The organism is Micromonospora sp. M61 (genome assembly GCF_018070245.1).
In the GTDB taxonomy this organism is placed as follows: Bacteria; Actinomycetota; Actinomycetes; order Mycobacteriales; family Micromonosporaceae; genus Micromonospora; species Micromonospora zamorensis.
This window is the reverse complement of the sequence record NZ_JAGPYA010000013.1, coordinates 62,620-81,746: the sequence shown is the minus strand read 5'-3', so window position 1 is coordinate 81,746 and position 19,127 is coordinate 62,620. Positions and strand designations below refer to the sequence as shown.

17 protein-coding genes are annotated in these 19,127 nt (G+C 72.5%); 10 read left to right on the top strand and 7 right to left on the bottom strand.

What is annotated here, in order from left to right:
* Positions 1-28: 28 nt before the first annotated feature.
* From KBX34_RS10155 to KBX34_RS10145, 3 genes are all read right to left on the bottom strand, one after another.
* The gene (locus tag KBX34_RS10155) at positions 29-1,489 is read right to left on the bottom strand and encodes a hypothetical protein (RefSeq protein ID WP_210924640.1); all 1,461 of its coding nucleotides are present in this window, start codon (positions 1,487-1,489) and stop codon (positions 29-31) included.
* Positions 1,486-3,342, bottom strand: a complete 1,857-nt coding sequence (locus KBX34_RS10150; protein WP_210924702.1) for a dynamin family protein — start codon at positions 3,340-3,342, stop codon at positions 1,486-1,488. The genes KBX34_RS10155 and KBX34_RS10150 overlap by 4 nt, the downstream gene beginning before the upstream one ends.
* Before the next feature lie 115 nt (positions 3,343-3,457).
* The gene (locus KBX34_RS10145; protein ID WP_210924638.1) at positions 3,458-4,342 is read right to left on the bottom strand and encodes an IniB N-terminal domain-containing protein; all 885 of its coding nucleotides are present in this window, start codon (positions 4,340-4,342) and stop codon (positions 3,458-3,460) included.
* 297 nt (positions 4,343-4,639) lie between these two features.
* Between KBX34_RS10145 and KBX34_RS10140 the strand changes: the two genes are divergently transcribed.
* The 7 genes from KBX34_RS10140 (at position 4,640) to KBX34_RS10110 (ending at position 14,077) form a co-directional block, all read left to right on the top strand.
* Positions 4,640-5,905, top strand: coding sequence for an Hsp70 family protein (locus tag KBX34_RS10140; RefSeq protein WP_088948801.1), 1,266 nt, complete (start codon positions 4,640-4,642; stop codon positions 5,903-5,905).
* A gap of 5 nt (positions 5,906-5,910) precedes the next feature.
* Positions 5,911-8,475 (top strand): LuxR family transcriptional regulator, encoded by a 2,565-nt coding sequence (locus tag KBX34_RS10135; RefSeq protein ID WP_210924636.1) that lies wholly within the window; start codon positions 5,911-5,913, stop codon positions 8,473-8,475.
* Between the two features lie 43 nt (positions 8,476-8,518).
* Positions 8,519-10,441, top strand: coding sequence for a nitrate- and nitrite sensing domain-containing protein (locus tag KBX34_RS10130; protein WP_210924634.1), 1,923 nt, complete (start codon positions 8,519-8,521; stop codon positions 10,439-10,441).
* On the top strand, positions 10,438-10,887 hold the full coding sequence (locus KBX34_RS10125; protein ID WP_210790495.1) for a roadblock/LC7 domain-containing protein: 450 nt from the start codon (positions 10,438-10,440) through the stop codon (positions 10,885-10,887). Before KBX34_RS10130 ends, KBX34_RS10125 begins: the two co-directional genes overlap by 4 nt.
* Positions 10,865-11,245: a DUF742 domain-containing protein gene (locus KBX34_RS10120; protein WP_099854725.1), complete on the top strand. Its 381-nt coding sequence runs from the start codon at positions 10,865-10,867 to the stop codon at positions 11,243-11,245. Before KBX34_RS10125 ends, KBX34_RS10120 begins: the two co-directional genes overlap by 23 nt.
* A 74-nt stretch (positions 11,246-11,319) precedes the next feature.
* A complete protein-coding gene (locus KBX34_RS10115) occupies positions 11,320-12,060 on the top strand; it encodes a cellulose binding domain-containing protein (protein ID WP_210924632.1) in 741 nt (246 codons plus the stop codon).
* Between the two features lie 100 nt (positions 12,061-12,160).
* Positions 12,161-14,077 (top strand): glycerophosphodiester phosphodiesterase family protein, encoded by a 1,917-nt coding sequence (locus KBX34_RS10110; protein WP_210924630.1) that lies wholly within the window; start codon positions 12,161-12,163, stop codon positions 14,075-14,077.
* 56 nt (positions 14,078-14,133) lie between these two features.
* On the opposite strand, the gene KBX34_RS10105 is transcribed toward KBX34_RS10110, so the two are convergent.
* From KBX34_RS10105 to KBX34_RS10090, 4 genes are all read right to left on the bottom strand, one after another.
* Positions 14,134-14,730 carry a hypothetical protein gene (locus KBX34_RS10105; RefSeq protein WP_210924628.1) on the bottom strand — a complete coding sequence of 199 codons (597 nt, stop codon included), beginning with the start codon at positions 14,728-14,730 and terminating at the stop codon, positions 14,134-14,136.
* Between the two features lie 123 nt (positions 14,731-14,853).
* Complete coding sequence (locus KBX34_RS10100; protein ID WP_210790511.1) at positions 14,854-15,417, bottom strand: GerMN domain-containing protein; 564 nt, start codon at positions 15,415-15,417, stop codon at positions 14,854-14,856.
* Positions 15,414-16,769, bottom strand: a complete 1,356-nt coding sequence (locus tag KBX34_RS10095; RefSeq protein ID WP_210924626.1) for a cell wall metabolism sensor histidine kinase WalK — start codon at positions 16,767-16,769, stop codon at positions 15,414-15,416. The genes KBX34_RS10100 and KBX34_RS10095 overlap by 4 nt, the downstream gene beginning before the upstream one ends.
* Entirely contained in the window at positions 16,766-17,455 is a 690-nt protein-coding gene (locus tag KBX34_RS10090; RefSeq protein WP_210790515.1) for a response regulator transcription factor, read from the bottom strand. The genes KBX34_RS10095 and KBX34_RS10090 overlap by 4 nt, the downstream gene beginning before the upstream one ends.
* A 152-nt stretch (positions 17,456-17,607) precedes the next feature.
* On the opposite strand from KBX34_RS10090, the gene KBX34_RS10085 reads away from it, so the two are divergent.
* From KBX34_RS10085 to KBX34_RS10075, 3 genes are all read left to right on the top strand, one after another.
* Positions 17,608-17,976 (top strand): STAS domain-containing protein, encoded by a 369-nt coding sequence (locus KBX34_RS10085; protein WP_210790518.1) that lies wholly within the window; start codon positions 17,608-17,610, stop codon positions 17,974-17,976.
* Positions 17,973-18,569, top strand: a complete 597-nt coding sequence (locus tag KBX34_RS10080) for an STAS domain-containing protein (protein ID WP_210790522.1) — start codon at positions 17,973-17,975, stop codon at positions 18,567-18,569. The genes KBX34_RS10085 and KBX34_RS10080 overlap by 4 nt, the downstream gene beginning before the upstream one ends.
* 74 nt (positions 18,570-18,643) lie before the next feature.
* Positions 18,644-19,024: a YccF domain-containing protein gene (locus KBX34_RS10075; protein WP_210924624.1), complete on the top strand. Its 381-nt coding sequence runs from the start codon at positions 18,644-18,646 to the stop codon at positions 19,022-19,024.
* Positions 19,025-19,127: the final 103 nt, after the last annotated feature.

Sequence of the window (19,127 nt, the reverse complement as noted above, 5' to 3'; positions counted from 1 at the left end):
CAGATCACGCCAGGTACGACCGCTGCTCTCAGCGACCGCCCGCGACCAGCTCGGCGATCATTCCCTCGCAACTGCGGGCGACGACCTGCGCCCCGCGCCGCTGCGCCAGCGGAAGCAGTGGGTCCTCGGCCCGGTCCCGCCACCGCCACTGCGCGTCAGCGGCGACCTCCCAGAGCCGCTGCACGGTCGCCTCGTGCTCGACACCGAGCCGGGCGGCGAGGCCCACCCCGTTGCCCCCGACCAGTCGCTGCGCCTCGTCGGCCAGCTCCACGTCGAACCCGAGCCGGGTGTTGCGCAGCGCCACCAGCAGGCGCAGCTCCCGGAACTCGTGCGCACCGGCGAGGATCTGCTCGACCGCGCCGACCAGCTCGTCGGAACCCCGGGTGGGCTCGGCCCGCAGCAGCGTCTCCACCGCGGCCAGCGCGGACCGGGCCTTGAGCGTGTCTCGGCGATCGATGAAACAACGGGTCACCGACTCCCGCAGCTCGGTGAGGCCACTGCGCCGGATGAGTTCGGCGGAGAGCTTCACCCGACTGTCAAAGCCACTGCGGACCAGGGTGGCCGCCAGCCGGACACCGAAGATTCCGAACCGGTCCAGCAGTGCACCGCGCACCTCGGTCTCCAGCCGTACCGGCAGCTCGCCACGGAGGAAGCGCTCGGCGGAGATCAGGTGGGCGTCCAACTCCGCCCGGGGCACCGAGGCCAGCGTCGCGAGCGCCGCGAAGTCCGATTCGCCGAGCATCCGACCCGCCAGGCCGAGCATCCCGCTGCACGCCACCACGTTCACGCTGACTGCGCTCACCCGCGGATCGCGGTAGTGCCGCCGGGCGAGCTGACGCGCGCTGAGCAGACCGTCGATCCGACCTCCCCCGGTCTCGTCCGCCCGGGACAACACAATGATCACGTTGACCGGGGCGGCCTGCCCGACGGCGCCGTCCCGGCCCGCCTCCAGCATCCGCAGATCACTGTCGCGACCGTCACGGGTCAGGTACAACACCGCGTCCGAGTCCCGCAGCACCCGCTCCACCAACGGCATCCGGCCCTGCTCGACGTCGCCCGGGAGCGCCGGGGTGTCGATCAGCGTGACCTGCCGAAGCGCGCGCGTCGGCCACTGCACCACGATGTCGCGTACGTCCCCGGTGTCCCAGCCGAGATCCACCCGCAACCCGGTCGCCGACTTGACCACCGTCAGCTCCTGCGGGGGCTGACCGGCCGGGTAGGCGGTGGCACGCGGGGCAGGGCCGTCCTCGTACCAGGTGAACACACCGTCGGCCCTCTCGACCGGCGCGACCTCCTCGCCCATCAGCGCGTTGAGCACCGTCGACTTGCCCGACCGCCACGGCCCGGCAACCGCGATGCGCAGCGGTTGCTCCAACCGGGCCACCTGATTGCGCAGCTGCCCCACGGCCCGGGGGTTGCCCTGATAGAGGTCGATGGTCTGGTGCAGCAACCCCCAGGCCGCCTCGTCCAGGCGCAGGCCCACTGTCATGTCTGCGGCTCCAACAGCAGCGGGGCCGAACGCGTGGCGGTCAACTGCTGGGCCTGCTCGTAGAGCGCGGCCAACCGGGTCATCTTCAGCCGGATCTCGCGCTGCCGCTGCTCGCGCAGGGAGGCGTCGGTGTCGGCCTCCTGCTTGGCGCTGCGGAACGACTGCACGATGGCCTCCTGAAGCTCCTCGGTCAGCCCCGTGAAGTGGTCACGCAGCATCCGCTGCACCTGCCGGACGGCGTCCCGGCAGTCCCGGGTGATCCGGACGAAGAAGTCGTCGACGTGGCGCTGGATCGCGGTCTTGACGGTCGCCTGGCGGCGTCGGAGCAACTGCTTGCTCTCGTCGCGGATGCTCTTGCCGCCGAAGAGCGCCCCGATGCCGACCGAGACCGGGTTGATCATCGGCATTCCGGCCAGGGTGGTCGCCAGGCCGAACATCAACATGCCGCCGTACGAGCCCTTCATGCCGGTGAACAGCTTCTGGCCGGTGGTGAACCTGTCGATCGTCGGCCGTTGCAACTCCGGCAGACGCCGGGCGATGTCGTCCGGCATGGACATGGACCAGGGTGGCAGGACGTCGTAGCCGTACCGGTTGAAGTTGGCGGCCACCCGGCGGGCGATCCAGTCGCAGCGCTGGATCAGCCACTCGTGGTTGGCCTCCGCCGCCTCGACCAGGCTCCGCTCCAACCAGTCCTGAAAGGTGTCCCAGGCGTCCAGCGGATCGGCGGTGTCGAACGCCTCGTCCACAGTGCGCAGGATCTGCCGGGTCCGGTCCCGAAGGTCGTACTCGATGTCGGAGAGCAGGTCGGCGATCTCGTCGTTGAGCGAGTTCTGCCAACGGGTGGAGCACCGGCGCAGCTCGTCGACCTCGCGCTGGGCGGCGTGCAGGCGGGAGATCGGTCCGGACTGCTCCTCGGCCTCCTGGGTCGCCAGCTCGGCGCGCAGCGGTGCGGCCAGCTGCTCCACCACCGTCCGCGCCACCGCCTGCACCGACGCCCGGGCCAGGTGGTCGGACTTGCCGGCCAGGTCCCGCTGTAGTCGGGCGATCAGCGCGGGAAAGCCGGACTCGGCGTTGAGATCACGGTCGTTGGACGCGGCGGCGCGCAGCCGTAGCGTCGCCGAGACCGGGATCAGCGCTGCCGGGACACCGGCCTCGACGAGATGCTGCCGGTTGCGCTCGGCGACCGCACGCCAGTCCGCCACCAGATCGGTCTTGCTCTGCACCACGACCACGTTCGGGTGCGCGCGCATCACGTGCAGCAACATGTTCAGCTCGGCGACCGACAACTCCCGGGTGGAGTCCGAGACCAGCAGCACGGTGTCCGCGCGGGCGGGAGCCGCGACCGGGGCGGCACCGCCGACACCGGCGACCTCGTCGGTGCCCGGAGTGTCCACCAGCACCAGCCCGGCGCCGAGCAGGGCACGCGGCACCCCGATCTCGACGTACGCCGGACCGCCGCCCGCCCGACGCCCGATCATGCCGGCCACACCCGCGGCGACCTGGTTGAGCGCCACCGGGGTCCGCTCCACGGTCACCGTGGCGGCGCCGCCGACGGGACGACCCGATGCTGGTGGCGGGGCCTGAGCCACCGCGGCGGACGGGGCTTCGGCGTGCTGCACCACGGTCGGCAGGACTGTCGTGCGGCCGTCGCCCACCGGGCAGGCGGGGGCGTTGATGATCGCGTTGATCAGCTGGCTCTTGCCCTGGTTCGGCTCACCGATGACCAGGACCCGAAGCGTCGGGTCCAGCAGTTGGGCACGCTTCTGCCGCACCGTCTGGAGCAGGTCACCACGACCCTGAGCACTGCACGTACGGGCGATCTCGTCCAGCACGTCCAACCAGATCCCGGCCATCACCGCACCAAGTGTGCGGATTTCGGCTCAATTATCAAGAGGGACCGGATGTGGAACCGGAGAGGGCCGGATCGCCCGAAGCGACCCGGCCTCCCGCTCCTACCGGAGATCCCTGTCAGAGCAGGCCGCCGGTGATACCCAGCAGGCCGTGGTCCGGCGAGGCGTGCGAGTCGCCCAGCACACCATCGGTAGCGCCCCCGGTCACATCGCCGACCGCGCCGGTGACACCGGGAAGGAGGCTGTCCACCTGGTGCGTCACACCACCCACAGTGGACGGAACGTCGAGCGGCGGGACGACGCCACCGACAGCGCCGCCCGCGTGGCCCAGACCCAGCCCGCCCAGGGTGTCGTCGACACCGAGGGAACCCACGACACCGTTGAGTTGACCGTGGGTGCCGGAGAGGACACCGCCGGTCAGGTCGCCGCCGAGCAGGCCCGGGTCGGTTGCGCCGAGGAGACCGCTCGGGTCGCCGGCCACGCCGGTGACGTTCCCCAGAACCGGGTCCGCGATGGCGTCCACCGGCTGCACCACGTCGGCGTCGAGGGTGTGCGCCACGTCGGAGACACCAGCCAGGTCGCTGTCCAACCCGTACGGACCGACGCCCAGGCCGATCCCCGGCAGCACGGTGATCCCGGCGGCGGCGGCCGACGGGTCGACCGCGATGGCGCCGAGCACGCCGGCCTTGATGTCCACGCCGGTGGGAGAACTCGTGACGCTGATCTGCTGCGCCACGCTCTGCAACTGGCCCACCACGTCGGTGGTGTCGGTGACCAGCGGGTCGAACCCGAGCTGCCCGACGGCCGGCACCAGCGGGGTGAGGCCCTGCCCCGGCGCGTAGTCGACCACCAGCGGCACCACGTCCTGCACGTCCGCCGCGGTGATGTCGCTGAGCCCTGCGGCCCGCAGCGCACCCTCGGGGTCGAGGTCGAAGGCCGACCGCGCGTCGGGGTTCGTCAACAGGTCGAGCACGAAGTCGTGGAGGGTCTGGTGCGAGTCCATGTGCCGGTTCTCCTCGGATCTGGCCGTCGGCAGGTGTCGTACATCGACAGTGACGCTATTGCCCGGCCCACCCCCGGGCATCGGGGCTCAGCCCGCATCCGGGCCGGTTGAACTAGGGGCTCCGCCGCCTCGTACGTTAGGGGGACAGGGGGAAACCGACCCGGCGAGATTAGGGTCCCGACCAGGGACTGATCTCTGGTACGAACGTAGGAGCCCGCGGGGTTCGCCGGGGGTGGGTCGTCGGCAGCACCGACGCCATCGCCATCGGCCGGCCAACTCACGGGGGGAGAAGAGACGATGCCGTACGTCCTGGGGATAGACATCGGAAGCACCAACACCGCCGCCGCGGTCGCACGGTCGCACGGCACGACCTGGACCCGCCCCGAGCCCGTCCCGCTGCAGGTCGGTTCCGCTCTCGTGCCGTCGGTGCTGTGCCTGTCCGAGGATGGCTCGCTGCACGTCGGCGAGCCCGCCACCGACGACGGCAGCCGCACCACACGCGACTTCGTGCACCGGATCGGCGATGACGTACCCCTGCTGCTCGGCGGCGAAACGTGCGCGCCGCAGACGCTCACCGCCGAACTGGCGGCGTGGGTGGTCGAGCGGGTCCACGCCCTGGAGGGCGGCCCGGCAGAGGCGATAGTGCTCAGCCACCCGGCGGGGTGGCGCCCCTACCGACGGGAGGTGCTGCACCGGGCGCTGTCCGGCTTCGGCCTGCGCAACGTGACGTTGCTTCCGCGCACGGTCACGGTCGCCGAGAGCCACGCGGCCCGCGGGTTCGCGGGCAGCACCGCTGTCGTCTACGCCCTGGGGGGCAACAGCTTCGAGGCTGCTCTCGTGCGTCGCACCCCGCGCGGCACCTACGAGACGTTCGGCACCCCACAGGGCCTTGACCCGATCGGCGGGGCCGACTTCGACGAGGCGCTGGCCGACCACACCCGTACCGCGCTGGCCCGGGAGTTGGCCACCAGCGCACGCCGCGGCACCCAGGCCGCGCTGCGCGGACTGCGCGCCGAGTGTGACCGGGTCAAGCGGGTGCTGACCGTCGACCTGACGGCCGACGTGGTGCTGGCCCTGCCGGGCGGCCCGGCGCGGATACCGGTGACCCGGGCCCAGTTCGAGGACATGATCCGCCCGACGGTGCAGGTCACCGTCGACCTCCTGCTGCGGGCCGTGCGCAGCGCCAACCTGACGCCTGGGCAGCTCGACGGTGTCCTGCTGGCGGGCGGGTCGACCCGCGTGCCACTCGTCACCGAGCTGATCAGCGCGGCCCTCCCGGTCCCCGTCGAGGTGGAACCGGACTCCCAGTTGACCGCCGCCACCGGTGCGGCGATGGCCGCGTGCCAGGTGGTGTCGCCACGCCCCCGCCGACAGCCACCGGCCCGCGATCCATCCCCGGTCAGCGGTGCCGGTCGGGCCTCCGTCCCGGCCACCCGCCGCCCCCACCACGACACCACCGTCCCGGGCGATCCGCCACCGCGGCCCCCGGTCCGGGTCCTCCCACTGGACCTGCCGAAACCGTCCCGCCTGGCCTTGGCCCGCAGCCGGGGACGCGAAGGATGACCCCAATGATCATGAATGACATCGCCGAGACCGGGCTGACGCTGGACCGGGGGCCGCAGGTCCTGCTGGACACTGTCGGACAGGACCCGACCGGCCCGCTCAGCGTCGGCATCGCCGGCCCGGGCGGTCACGGGAAGACCGCGCTGCTCGCGGAGCTGGCGCGAGTCCATCAACGGGCCGGGATCACCGTGCGCACGACCGCCCCGGAGCCGGGCGAACCGGTCGACGCCGACACCCTGGTGCTGGTCGACGACGCGCACCTGCTCGACGACGCACGGATCGAGGTGCTGCTGGGTCTGGCCGCCACCCGTCGACACCGACTGGTGGTCGCCCACCGCCCGTGGCCCCGGTCGGCGGCGCTCAGCGAGCTGGTCGACGCGCTCCGACGCGACGGGCAGGCCCTGCTCCTCACGCCGTTCACCCGGGAGCAGACCGCCGCCTACCTCGCCTCCACACCCGAGCTGGACAGCCGCGACGACCTGGTCGACTTCGTCCACACGCAGACCTGCGGCGTACCCCGGGATGTCGAGCGGCTGGCCCGCGGCCTGGCCGCCGCGGAGACCCCGACCGGCGCGGTGGTCGACCCACCCCGGTCCGTCGTCGGCGAGTTCGGGCCGGACCTGGACGTCCAACCCGACGCGGTACGACGGCTGCTGCTCGCCGTCGCGGCGGGCGGGACGCTGCCGGTGAGCATGCTCGGCGCCCTCCTGGGCCGGGAGCCGGCGGCGGTGGACGATCTGATCGCCACGACCAGGGCGGCCGGGCTGCTCGGTGCCGACGGCCGGCTCGCACCGATCGTCCGGCGGGCCGTCACCACGCTGAGCCCCACCACCGAGCGGACGGCGGTCTGGCGTCGGCTCACCGAGTTGCAGCTCGCCAGGGGTGGCGCGGTGCTGCCGTTGGTCCGGTCACTGCTCGCGGTCGGCGCGCTCGGCGACTGCCCGGTCCCGACCCTGGCAGCGGCTGCGAACGAGGCTCTGGCCGACGAGCCGGCGTTCGCCGCCGACCTGTTCGCGGCCGCCACGGCGGCCGGACGGCCAGCAAGCGCCGAGCAGGCGCTCGCCGCCGCACTGGCCGGCAACCTCGACGACGCCCTACGGCTGGCGGACCGACTGCTGTCGACGGCCACTCCCCCCGATCGCCGCGAGGCGGCAGTGGTGGCCGCGACCGCCCTGGCGCACCGTGGGCACGTCGGTCGCAGCGTGGAGCTGTACCGGTGGTCGGGCACCGCGTCGGCGCTGGCGTTCGCCACCGTGGGCGGGTTCGCCGCCGGCGACCTGAGCGCCGTCGCCGAGCCGCCGGCCGGTGATCCCGGCGGCGAGCCCCCGACCCTGCACGCCAGCGCCGCCCGGCTGATGGCCGCCGGCGTCCGCGACAGCGTGACCGGCTCACCGACCGCCGCGCTCTCCGCGCTCGTGCAGGCCGCCGCGCTGCTGGAGCCGGACGGACGCGCGGCACTCCTGCCGGACAGCCCGGCGGCGCTCGCCGCGCTGACGGCCGTGCACTGCGGCGAGCTGGAGATCGCCGAGCAGGTGCTGCACCGGGCCCTGGCCGCCGGTGTCGGCGGCCCCCTGATGGCTCGTCGCCACCGGTTGTTGCAGGCCTGGATCCTGATGGTCCGGGGCGAGACGCAGGCCGCGGCCGAACGCCTCGCCACGGTGACCCTCGACGGGCGGCCGTTGGAGTCGCGCGACCTGCTCTTCGCCGCCGCGATCCGGATGGGCGTCAGCCGGCGCAACAGCGACCTCGGCGCGCTCAAGCGCGGATGGGGGCAGGCGCTGGAGGCGGTGGTCCGGCACCCCGTCGACCTGTTCACGCTGTTGCCGCTGGGTGAGCTGGCCATCGCGGGCGCACGGCTCGGTGACCTGGCCCGTCTGGAGCCGTACCTGCTCCAGGGACGCGCCCTGCTGGGCCGCCTCGGCAATCCACCACTGTGGAGTGTCCCGCTGCACTGGAGCGGGCTGCACGCCGCCATCCTGACCGCCGAGCCGGCAGTCGCCGACGAACATGTCGCCGCGCTGCTCGCCGCCGCCGGTCACAGCCGGTACGCCGCAGTGGTCGCCGCCGCCGCGGAGAGCTGGGTGGAGGTGTTGCGGGGCGTCGTCGACCCGACCCGGGTGGAGGCCGCCGCCCGAGGGCTGCACGACACCGGACTGTGCTGGGACGGTGCTCGCCTCGCCGGTCAGGCCGCGATCCGCACCGCGGACCGGCGGGCGATGACCACCCTGCTGGAGTGCGCCCGCGCGCTCCAGGGGCGGCCACCCGGCGGCCACGGCGGGCAGACACCGACGACCGGCGCGAGCCCAGCGCGCGCGGCCGGCCCCACCCAGCAGGGGCTCAGCGACCGCGAGTACGAGGTCGCCGAGCTGGTGCTGGCCGGGTTGACCTACCGGGAGATCGGCGACCGGCTCTTCATCTCGGCGAAGACGGTGGAACATCACGTGGCGCGGATGCGCCACCGACTCAACTGCGCCAACCGCACCGAGCTGCTAGCCCTGCTGCGCACCATCGTCGCTGACCGGGCCAGCGACACGGCCGGACAGCCGTGGCCACAGCGGGCGACCCGATGAGGCACCCACGCGGCGGACGCCTCCGCACCGGGCGGGGCCGACCGTGACGCACGACGAGGTGCGACTGATCCGGGTCAGGCTGGTAGTGCTGTGCGCCGTCCTCGTCTCGCTCTGGTCCTACGCCGCCTACGTGGCCGGCCAGGACGCGGCCGACCTGCTGCGCGTGCGCGCCCTGGCGGACACCCTGGGCCAGCCCGCCGACCGGCTGATCCTGGGCCTGCAGGCCGAACGTCGGCTCACCGCCGAGCGGGTCGCCGCAGCCGCGCCGACGGCGCCCACGCTGGTCGCGGCGCGCGAGGGCACCGACCGGGCGGCCGCCGAGGTCCGCGCGTTCACCGAGGGCCGTGACCTTCGACTGCTCAGCGCCGGTGACGTCTGCGACCGGGCCGGCGAGCTGGTCCGCCGGCTCGACGGCCTGAGCACGATCCGGTCCCAGGTGGACGCCGGGAGTCTCGACCTGGCCGAGGCCGTCGACGCGTACGACCAGGTCGTCGACGTCGCCTTCCGGGTGTACGGCCCGGAGTGGGGCGCGTACGAGAGCGCTCTGGCCGCCGACACCCGGGCGGTGATCGCGGTGGCCCGTGCCCGGGAACTGCTCGCCCGGGAGGACACACTGGTCAGCGCGGCCCTGACCGGCACGCGGCTCGGTGCCGACGAGCGGAGCCGGCTGATCGAGCTCGTCGGCGGCCAGCGGTACGCGCGCACCGAGGCGGCGGCAGGGCTGCCCGTGGACGGCCGCAGTGAGCACCAGCGCCTCGTGACCGGCCCCGACTTCGCGGGTCTGCTCGCCCTGGAGGGCCGACTGCTCGCGGCCGACACGGCGCTGACCGGGATCACCGTCCAGGCCTGGCGGGCCGCGGCGGACGCCGCCCTGGGCGCACTGCAGACGCTGGTGACGACCACCGCCCGCAGCAGTGCCGAGCGGGCCGCGCCGGGCGCCGCGGTGGTCGTCGCGCGTACCGGCGCCGTGGTGGGGCTCGGCCTCATCGTCGTGCTCGTGCTCCTGCTGGGGTGGGTGAGCACCGTCCGACGCCTGACCGAGGACCGGACCGGTTCGAACCACGACGCTCCGGCTCCGGCCGGTGATGCCACGGCGACGCCCGACGGGGCCAACCAGGAGTTGTTCCTGCGGCTCACCCGACGCAACCAGGTCCTGCTGCGCGATCAGCTCGGCCTGCTGGACGGGATGCAACGCCGGGAGCGGTCCGCCGAGGAGACAAACGAGCTGTTCCAGCTCGACCACCTCACCACCCGGATCCGACGAAACGTGGAGAAGCTGATCACGCTCGCCGGCGCGAGCCCCGCCCGCCGCTGGCGACGGCCCGTGCCGCTGCTCGACGTGACGCGCGGCGCGGTCGCCGAGGTGCCGGACTACCACCGGGTCCTGATCGCGCCGCACTGGCCCTGGTCGCTCGCGGGCAACGCCGTCACGGACGTCGTCCACCTGCTGTCGGAGCTGATCGAGAACGCCCTCGCCTTCTCCGCTGCGGACACCACCGTACGGGTCAGGGGCGAGCACCGACCGCAGGGTTGCGCGGTCCTGGTCGTCGACGACGGGCCGGGTCTGGACGCGTCCGCGCTGGCCGAGGCGAACCACCTGCTCGGCAACCCGCCACCGGACGGCCCGCCCCCGGGTTCCGCGGGTCTGTACGCGGCCGCCGTGTTGGCCGGCCGATGCGGCGCACAGGTCTCGTTGCGCCCGAGCCGGCGCGGTGGGACGGCCGCCACAGTGCTCCTACCGGCCGGGCTGGTCACACCGAACGTCACCGGCCGTGGAGCGGCCACCGCGCCACCCGGCACCCCCCACCCGCCGGCCCGCGACGCCGCCGACCCCTCCACCCCGAACGGCGACGGCGAGCTGCCGACGCGGACACGCCACACCGGACCGACCGGCCCGGAAACCGGCAGGACCAGCCTCGACACCGTCGAGTTCCCGGTCGCTAGAGCAACAAGGAGACACCCATGACGTCCGCAGTGGTCACCGACGACGACCTGACCGGCGCCCTGGACCGCCTGGTCGACCGAGTGCACGGCGCGGAGTTCGCCGTGGTGCTCTCCCCCGACGGGCTGTTCCTCGGCGGTTCCCAACAGGTCAAGGGCGAGCTCGCCGAGCAGCTCTCCGGCGTGGTCGCCGGTCTGATCGCGTTAGGGCTGGCCGCCACGCGGATCTGCGAAGCGGGCGGTCTGCGTCAGGTCGTGGTGCAGATGGCGCGAGCGTTCCTGTTCGTCGCCACCATTCCGAACGGCACCATCCTCACCGTGCGGATCGCCGGTGACGACGTCAAGGTCGGCGACATGGCGTACGAGGTGGCGCTCTTCGTCGGGCAGGCCGAGAGGCACCTGCCGATCCGTCTCGGGCCCGCCTCCTCGGCGACGATCGGGGATCCTGGTGCGCAGCACCGGCAGCGCTGACGAGGCGTGGTACGACGACGACGCCGGCCCGGTGGCCCGGCCGTACACGATGACCGGGGGGCGCACCGCGCCCACGGGCGACAAGTTCGACCTGATCTCACTGGTCGTCGCTCGCCGGGGGGTCACGCCGCCCACACCGCTCTTTCCCGAACAGGCGCGGATCGTCGAGCTGTGCCACGATCCGGTGTCGGTGGCCGAGGTGGGTGCCGAGCTCGACCTTCCACTGGGGACGGTGCGGGTGCTGCTCGGTGACCTGCTCACGGCCGGGCTGATCGAGACGCATGACCCGCCGATGCTGTCGGAGGTGCCGAACGAGGATCTGCTCAAGGCGATACTCGTCGGGCTCCGCGCCCTGTGACGGGGCAGATGCCATCCGCGATCCGCACGGATCGCGGGCGCGCATCCGGCGACGAACTGAAGGGGAGACAGGCAGTGCCGGCAACACCACCCCAGCCACGCCGTACCGTGGCGATCATCCTGCTGGACCGGATCGTGGCCTTCGGCACGACCGCGCGGCGGGTGCTCACCGGACGGGACGACGTCTCGCGGGCCACCTGGGTGGCCGTGATCGCGGCGTTCGGGGTGCTGGTCGCGACGGCCGTCTCCGTCATCGGGTTGCTGCGTACGCCGGAGAAGCTGACGCCGGTGACCCTCGACGCGCCACCGTCCGTCGAGCAGGTGGGCACTCCACCGACCGGCACTCCCCGGGTGCGGGCACGGCCGGCGGCCAGCAGCCCGGCGGCGCCCGCTCCTCCACCGCCCGCGTCGGCCACCGCCGTCCCGACGACCGCAGGTGCGTCGACCCGGCCCACACCGACCGGTGCGACGGCCTCGCCCACCCCGACTCCCCTGAACGCCGACTTCGCCATCGCGGACAACGCCCTGCTCAGTTACGGTGCGGCCGTGACGATCAGCAACCCCGGCTCGGTGCCGGTGCCGCAGTGGACGCTGACCGTCACCCTGCCTCGGGAGTCGCTGCGGGTCAGCGCGGTCGAGGGCGCGCGGGTCAGCCGGGACGGTGCGGTGTGGACGTTCGTGCCGGACGGAAGCGCCGGTCAGGTGCCCGGCAGCACCTCGGTCCGGGTGACCTTCCGGGTCAACGGTTCACCGGCGGGTGCCGCCCCCGAGGCCTGCGCCATCGACGGGGCCGCCTGCACCGGCCTGCCGCACTGACCAGGTCGAGTCAGCGGGTCGAGTGCGGTACACCCGGCGTTCCGGCGACAGCCATGCTTGGTTGATCATGAGTTCGGGGACGCTTCGTAGCGTTGCGGCCATGACTGTCCATCCTGCATCACCGTCGCTCGACAGCACCGGGTCGAGGCTCGGCGCGCTGCGTACCCGGGCCGCCGCCACCGTCGCCGTCCTCGCTGTCACCGGCGCCGCCGTCGCGGTCACCGTCGCGACCTCGTCGCCCGCCGCCGCCGGGCCGGGCAGCGTCGTCGTCTCGGAGAGCTTCTCGTCCGGGTCGCTGCCCGCCGGTTGGAACGCGGTCGACGGCACCTGGAAGGTCGAGAAGGGCCGACTGTACGGAACCTCCGCCAGCTCCAGCGACAACAACAAGATCACCTTCGGTCGGCACCTGAACGACTTCCGCCTTGAGGCGACCATGCGCTTCGAGGCGGTCGCCGCCGCCACCCGCTGGGCCTCACTCGGCATCGACGTCCCCGCCGACGGCGCCACCCCGTGGTGGATCGCCACCATGCGCAGCGGCACCACCGCCGCCAACGGTCTCGAGTTCGCCCAGCGCACCGCGGCCAACGCCTGGGTCGTGACGAACACCGCCTCCGCCCCGTACGCGGCCGGCACCGGCCGGGACGTGCGGGTCGCCGTCGAGGTGCACGGCAACCAGGCCCGTTGGATCTTCGATGGGCGGGAGGCGATGCGGACGACCAGCCTCCAGCGCTCCGCCAACGGCGTGCAGGGGCTCTTCGTCAACGGCGCGACAGTGTCGTACGACGACGTGACCGTGACCGAGTTGGCGCCGAACGGCTACCTCCGGCCCAAGGGCAGCCCGTTCACGGTGATCGCCCACCGGGGCGCTTCCGCAGCAGCACCGGAGAACACCCTCGTCGCCCAGGAGATCGCGCGTCGGGGTGGTGCCGACTGGATCGAGAACGACGTCCAGCCGAGCAAGGACGGCATCCCGTTCATCCTGCACGACGGCACCGTCGACCGGACCACCGACGGCACCGGCAACATCCGGGACCTGACCGCAGCGCAGATCAAGGCGCTCGACGCCGGCTCCTGGTTCGGCCCGCACTACGTCGGCGAGCGGGTGCCCACCCTCGCCGAGCAGCTCGCCGACCTGCGGACGCGGGGCGGCAACCTGCTCGTGGAGATCAAGGGCAAGCACACCCGCGACGAGGTCGCCACGATCATCCAGGTGATCCGGAACGAGCAGATGATGGGTCGGGTCTTCATCCAGAGCTTCGAGGTCGACGCCCTGCGGTACACCCACGAACTCGCCCCCGAGCTGCCGCTCGGCCTGCTCCGCGGCACCCTCGACGCCGACCCGGTGGCGTTGGCCAAGGAGCTGCATCTGACCGCGTACAACCCGGACGGCAACGCGCTGCTGGCCAGGCCGGAGGTCGTCGCCCCGCTGCACGCCGCCGGGGTCGCCGTGATGGCCTGGACGATGGACTCGGCCGGCCTGTGGCAGCGGTTGGAACGGATCGGCATCGACGCGATCATCACGAACCGCGCGTCCGAGTTGGTCGGCTGGAACTCGGCGTTTCTCCAGCGCGCCTCCGCCGACCCGACCGTGGACATCACCTCCCCGACCAACGGGGCTCGACTCGACCGGGCGCAGTCCCCGGTGATCGCGGTTGCCGCGACCAACGCGGACACCGTCACCGTCACACTGGACGGCAAGAAATCGGCCGCCGGACGCAAGCTCGATTTGACCAGGCTGACCGCGGGCCGCCACACAATCTCGACCGAGGTGACCGGGCCCGAGGGCACCGCCACCGCGACCAGCACCTTCACCGTGACGGTGAGCCAGGCCGGCCTCGGCTACCTGCTCCTCACCTCCGAGGCCGACCCGAACGCCGTCACGGCGATGACCACGAAGCTGGTCCACGCCCAGTACGCCGAGCTGGCCAACTACGCCGACCGGCAGGCCGGCAAGCTGGTGCCGGCCGAGGTCGCCAGTGTGATCGCCGCCGACGCCCGCACCCTCGCCCTGAAGTAGTCCACGCCGCACGACCGGTCCCCGCCGTCGACTCCGACGGCGGGGACCACCGTGTCTCAGCGCACGGCCACGGGCGGCTCGGCCCGCTCACTCTGCTGCCGCAGGGCCGGCAGCGCCGGCGCGAACGCCGCCAGCATGCACAGGCCGCCGACAGGGAGCAGGTTGAGGGTGACCGCCGGCGCGACGATGCCGACGACCAGCAGCGGAACGCTCCACCACGGCAGCCGCCGTCTGGCCACGAGCATGCCGGCGAGCACGACCAGGCCGAGGAAGAAGAACTGGGGTACGACGTCGTAGAAGGCCACCTCGATACCGGGGATGTCCTTGAAGTCCGCGCCGAGAGCCGACATCTCCGCACGGTCCGCGGCAAGGAGCCCTTCGACGATGTCGGCGCCGAACTGCACCATGGTCGCGGCCAGCCCGACCATGGTGAGGGCCACCACCCCGGTACGCCATGGGCTGCGGGGCAGCAGGCCGGCCAGGGCGAGCACGGCAGGGACGAAGCACACCATGCCCGCGAGGCCGACGAGATGCGCGGCCTGCCAGTCGAGCCCGGGGCCGTACACCCCGTCGGACCTACCCCACAGGCGTACGAGGCCGTAGGCCGCGATGCCGACCGGTCCGGCGATCACGAAGAGCGCAGCGCGTTTCATGCCAGCCATCATCTGGCCGGCGACACCCACCCGACCTCCGGGAAGCTCCCCTGCCCGGCCCTGGACTTCGTCTCAGGTCTTCCACTGAGCAGACCCTCGGTGCCGCCGGCGGTGTGAACGGGCTCACTGCTCCTTGATCAGTGGGGCGTAGGCAGCGCGGGTGAGCGGGTCGGCGGACAGCGAACCGTCGGCCCGGGGCACACCGAGCGGTCTGCCGTCGCGCAGGAAGGCCACTGTGGTGACGTCGTCGCGGCTGGTCAGGGTGCAGACGATCTGCCCGAAGGCGAGGACCTCGTCGCTGCGGCCGGCGTCGACGGCCGGCGCGTCCACCGCGACGAGAGCCTGCTTGCCGGTCACCGTCACACCAGCGGCGTTGACCGCTCCCGGCAGCGCGCTGGTCAGGTCGCTGTCACGTTCCTCCCCGGTGGGCCCGGCGAGCAGATGCCGCAGTTGGTCGGCCATGCTCGGCACACTGTCGACGCGCCGGACCACGGGGATGATCCAGTTGTCGCGTACGAGGCAGAGGGTTTCGACGACGTGGCCGGCCGGTGCGGTGGCGTCGGCGGGAACGGAGCTGTGGAACGGCCCACGCGGTGGCCGCACCGTTCGGGGACCGTCGTCGGTGGGGATGCCGCAACCGGTCAACAGCAGGACGAGCGCCAACGGGGCGAGACGGCGTCGGTTCACGGCAGGCTGCCCGGGAGCGCGACCCGGAAGCGTGCGCCGCCCCCGGGTCGGTCGACGACGGTGGCGTGCCCCTCGTGCGCGGCGGCGTGCTGGGCCACCAGCGCGAGCCCGAGCCCCGTGCCGTCACCTGCGCCACGGGTGTGGGCGGCCCGACCCCGGACGAAACGGTCGAAGATCGCCTCACGATCCTCCACGGGCACGCCCGGGCCATCATCGTCGACCTCGATGACGCCGGTGTCACCGTCGCGGCAGAGGCGGACGGCTGCGGGGCCGACGCCGTAGGTCACGGCGTTGTCGAGCAGGTTCGCCAGGACCTGGGCGATCCGCCGCCGCTCGACGTGCCAGGTCGGGGGGACGCCCGGTGCCAGGTGGACGAGGCTGACCGGCAGGTCGTACGCATGGCAGGCCTCCTCGGCCAGCTCCACCACGTCCACCGGGGCACGGTGTGCGGGCTGGTCGCTGCGGGCCAGGTCGATCAGGTCGTTGACCAGTCGCTGGAAACGGTCGATCTCGTCGGCGACGAGCCCGGCGGCAGTCGCCGTCCGGTCGTCCTGGTGTTCCCGACGACGGGCCAGGACGCTGGCCGCCGCAGCGAGGGTCTGCAGCGGTGAGCGCAGTTCGTGGCTGACGTCGGCGGCGAAGCGTCGGTCCCGTTCGATACGGCGGGCGAGCTGGTCGACCATCTGGTTGAACGAGGAGGAGAGGCGGGTCAGGTCGGGGTCGGTGGCCGGGTCCAGCCGGGCGGTGAAGTCACCGGCGGCGATCTTCTGGGCAGCGTCGGCGACCGCCGTCAGCGGCCGCAGTCCGTGTCGGGTGGCGTACCACCCGAGGGCGGCACCGGACCCGGCGACCAGCACCGCGACGGTGGTCAACGCCAGCGCCAGGACCTGGAACGTCTGCTCCAACTCACGCATCGAGTTGACCTCGAAATATGCCGCCGACGAGGACAGCGGCACCCCCACCACCAGGGCGGGTTGCCCGGCGACGCGTACGCGCTGCACCGCCGGCTCCCCGGCGGCGACGATTCGACGCAACTCGGCGGGGATGGCGGCGGTGGTGTCCGGGTCCGCTGTGCGCGCGTACCACTCGCCGTTGAGGTGCAGCACCGGCCGCCGGCTCCCGCCGGTGTCCAGTGACCGGAGCACCTCCACCACGTCCGGACTGTCCGTGTCGAGCCCGGCGTGCACCACTGCGGCGTCGAAGTAGGCGGCCCGCAGTGCGATGCGTTCCCGGTCGTCGAGCAGGGACTGCCGGGTCAGTTCGTAGGAGACCAGGGCCATCGACGCGGAGAGCAGGAGCGCGCCGACCGCGAACGCGGCTGCCACCCGGGTACGCAGTCCGAGGCGTCTCATCGTTGCAGCTTGTAGCCCAGACCCCGCAGGGTCACCAGGTGACGGGGGTTCGCCGGGTCCGGCTCGATCTTCTGCCGCAGTCGGCCCACGTGCACGTCGACCAGCCGTTCGTCCCCGCTGTCGTACCCCCAGACCCGTTGCAGCAGCTGCTGACGGGACAGCACCCGGCCGGCGTGCTCGGCCAGCTCGCAGAGCAGGCGGAACTCGGTGCGGGTGACGGTGACCTGCTGACCGGCGCGGCGCACCTCCCCCGCCTCCGGACTGATCTCCAACTCGCCGAAGGCCACGGCCGGCACCGGATCCGGCGCCGACGCCGCCGCCAGCGGTCGGGCGCGCCGACGCAGGGCTCGCAGTCGGGCGGTCAGCTCCCTGATCGCCACGGGTTTGACGACGTAGTCGTCGGCGCCGGCTTCGAGAGCGGCCACGATGTCGTCGGTCCCGTCCCGGGCGCTGACGACCACGATCGGAACGTCGTCGTCACGGCGCAGTTGTCGGATGCACTCGAAGCCGTCGAGGCCGGGGAGCATCAGGTCGACGAGCACGTAGTCGGCCGGGTGGTGACGCTGGGCGCGCAGCCCCTCCTCCGCGGTAGCCGCGCCGAGGGCGTCGTAGCCCTCGTCCTCCAGTGCGAGCAGCAGCGCGAGCCGGATGCGGTCGTCGTCCTCGATCACCAGTACGGCCGTCATGCCGGAATCATCCTCGGCAGCCCGCCGAGCGGCCAACCGTGCTGCCCAGCTCGCGGTTTTGTCACACAACTGTCACAGAGCCTTGCAGCTATCGCCAACCCCGCCCGTAACGGTGGTGGTGGACCGAGGGGCTGACGGAGAGGGGCACGGCCATGACAACGCCGGTGATCCCGACGCGGTACACGCTGCCGCTGGTCGAGGTGCGCGTCACCGAACTCGACCTGGCCTGCCTACCGGAGGTCGGTGCGATGTTCGATCGGCTGCTCAGCCTGCGCCCCGTGCAGGTCGTGCTCGACCTCTCCGACTGCCGACACCTCGACGCCGCCGCCATCGGCCTGCTCCTCGACCTGCACCGGAGACTGGCTCGCGCCGACGCGGTCCTCACCGTGCGCAACCCGAACCCTCGGGTCCGCCGCATCCTGCACATCGCCCGCCTCGACCAGGTGCTGTCGATCGTCACCGACCCGGGCCGGGCGACGCGGACCGCGCCAGCCCAGGGCGTAGGAAGGACCCCAGCATGACCGTCGTCCCGGACGAGTACCTGATGACCCTGATCTGTGACACCTGTGGCGAGACCATCCGCGGCACCGCGTGCGTGCTACCCGACGCCGAGGTCGTCTGGACCCTGGTGGCCGAGCACGGCTGGACCGGCTCTCCGTTCGCCACCGGGCCGCACCGCTGCCCGCACTGCAGCCTGCTGCCACCCCCGCGCCGCGGGCCGGGCTCGTGCGACGACCACGGTCCCGGAGGCATCCTCGGCATCGACCACCTCGACGACGTCACCGTCATCGCCGCGACGGGCGACATCGACCTCGACACCGGCGACACGCTGCGCACGGCGCTGCGGCACGTAGCCGAGGTGGGCGGGCACGTGGTTGTCGACCTGAGCCGTGTGCACATCATCGACTCGACCGGCCTCGGTCTTCTCGTCCGCGCACACCGCGACGCGCGGGAACGCGGGGTCACGCTCTGCCTCGCCGCGCCGTCGCGATTCATCCGCACCGTCCTGCACACCATGCGCCTGGACGGAGCGTTCCCGATCTTCGAGAGCCTCGACGACGCCGTCGGCCAGTTGTCCGACGACGCCACGCGACGCCAGCACGTGGCCGGCTGACCGTGCACACGCTCCGGCGAGGAGGGGCGGGAGGGCAGCGCGGGCCGATTGCGAGCATCGCTCATGCTGGAGTGGTGATTCGTTTCGTACTGAACGTGCTGTGGCTCATCTTCGGCGGTGGCATCGTGCTGGCGGTCGGGTACGGCGTCGCCGCACTGATCTGCTTCGTCCTGGTCGTGACGATCCCGTTCGGGGTCGCGTCGCTCCGCCTCGCCGTCTATTCGCTGTGGCCCTTCGGCCGCACCCTGGTGCCGAAGCCCGGCGCGGGCGTCGCCTCCGGTCTGGCGAACATCCTCTGGCTGGTGCTGGCGGGCTGGTGGCTCGCGCTGTCCCACATCGTCGCCGGGGTCGCCCTCTGCGTGACGATCATCGGGATTCCGTTCGGCATCGCCAACTTCAAGCTCGTGCCGGCGGCGTTCTGGCCCCTCGGCCGCGAGGTCGTGGAAACGCCCTGAGCTTGGAAAATGGGGACACCTGGCCCCCTGCCACTTCTAACATATAGCGCACTGGGGGGCTTGCGGCAAGACCCGGTCCATGCCGCAAAATCGTCGGCCGAGG

Bases quoted from the DNA above. Each gene is read 5' to 3' on its own strand.
- KBX34_RS10155 (WP_210924640.1), bottom strand. From the start codon at position 1,489: ATGACAGTGGGCCTGCGCCTGGACGAGGCGGCCTGGGGGTTGCTGCAC.
- KBX34_RS10150 (WP_210924702.1), bottom strand. From the start codon at position 3,342: ATGGCCGGGATCTGGTTGGACGTGCTGGACGAGATCGCCCGTACGTGC.
- KBX34_RS10145 (WP_210924638.1), bottom strand. From the start codon at position 4,342: ATGGACTCGCACCAGACCCTCCACGACTTCGTGCTCGACCTGTTGACG.
- KBX34_RS10140 (WP_088948801.1), top strand. From the start codon at position 4,640: ATGCCGTACGTCCTGGGGATAGACATCGGAAGCACCAACACCGCCGCC.
- KBX34_RS10135 (WP_210924636.1), top strand. From the start codon at position 5,911: ATGATCATGAATGACATCGCCGAGACCGGGCTGACGCTGGACCGGGGG.
- KBX34_RS10125 (WP_210790495.1), top strand. From the start codon at position 10,438: ATGACGTCCGCAGTGGTCACCGACGACGACCTGACCGGCGCCCTGGAC.
- KBX34_RS10110 (WP_210924630.1), top strand. From the start codon at position 12,161: ATGACTGTCCATCCTGCATCACCGTCGCTCGACAGCACCGGGTCGAGG.
- KBX34_RS10105 (WP_210924628.1), bottom strand. From the start codon at position 14,730: ATGAAACGCGCTGCGCTCTTCGTGATCGCCGGACCGGTCGGCATCGCG.
- KBX34_RS10095 (WP_210924626.1), bottom strand. From the start codon at position 16,769: ATGAGACGCCTCGGACTGCGTACCCGGGTGGCAGCCGCGTTCGCGGTC.
- KBX34_RS10090 (WP_210790515.1), bottom strand. From the start codon at position 17,455: ATGACGGCCGTACTGGTGATCGAGGACGACGACCGCATCCGGCTCGCG.
- KBX34_RS10085 (WP_210790518.1), top strand. From the start codon at position 17,608: ATGACAACGCCGGTGATCCCGACGCGGTACACGCTGCCGCTGGTCGAG.
- KBX34_RS10080 (WP_210790522.1), top strand. From the start codon at position 17,973: ATGACCGTCGTCCCGGACGAGTACCTGATGACCCTGATCTGTGACACC.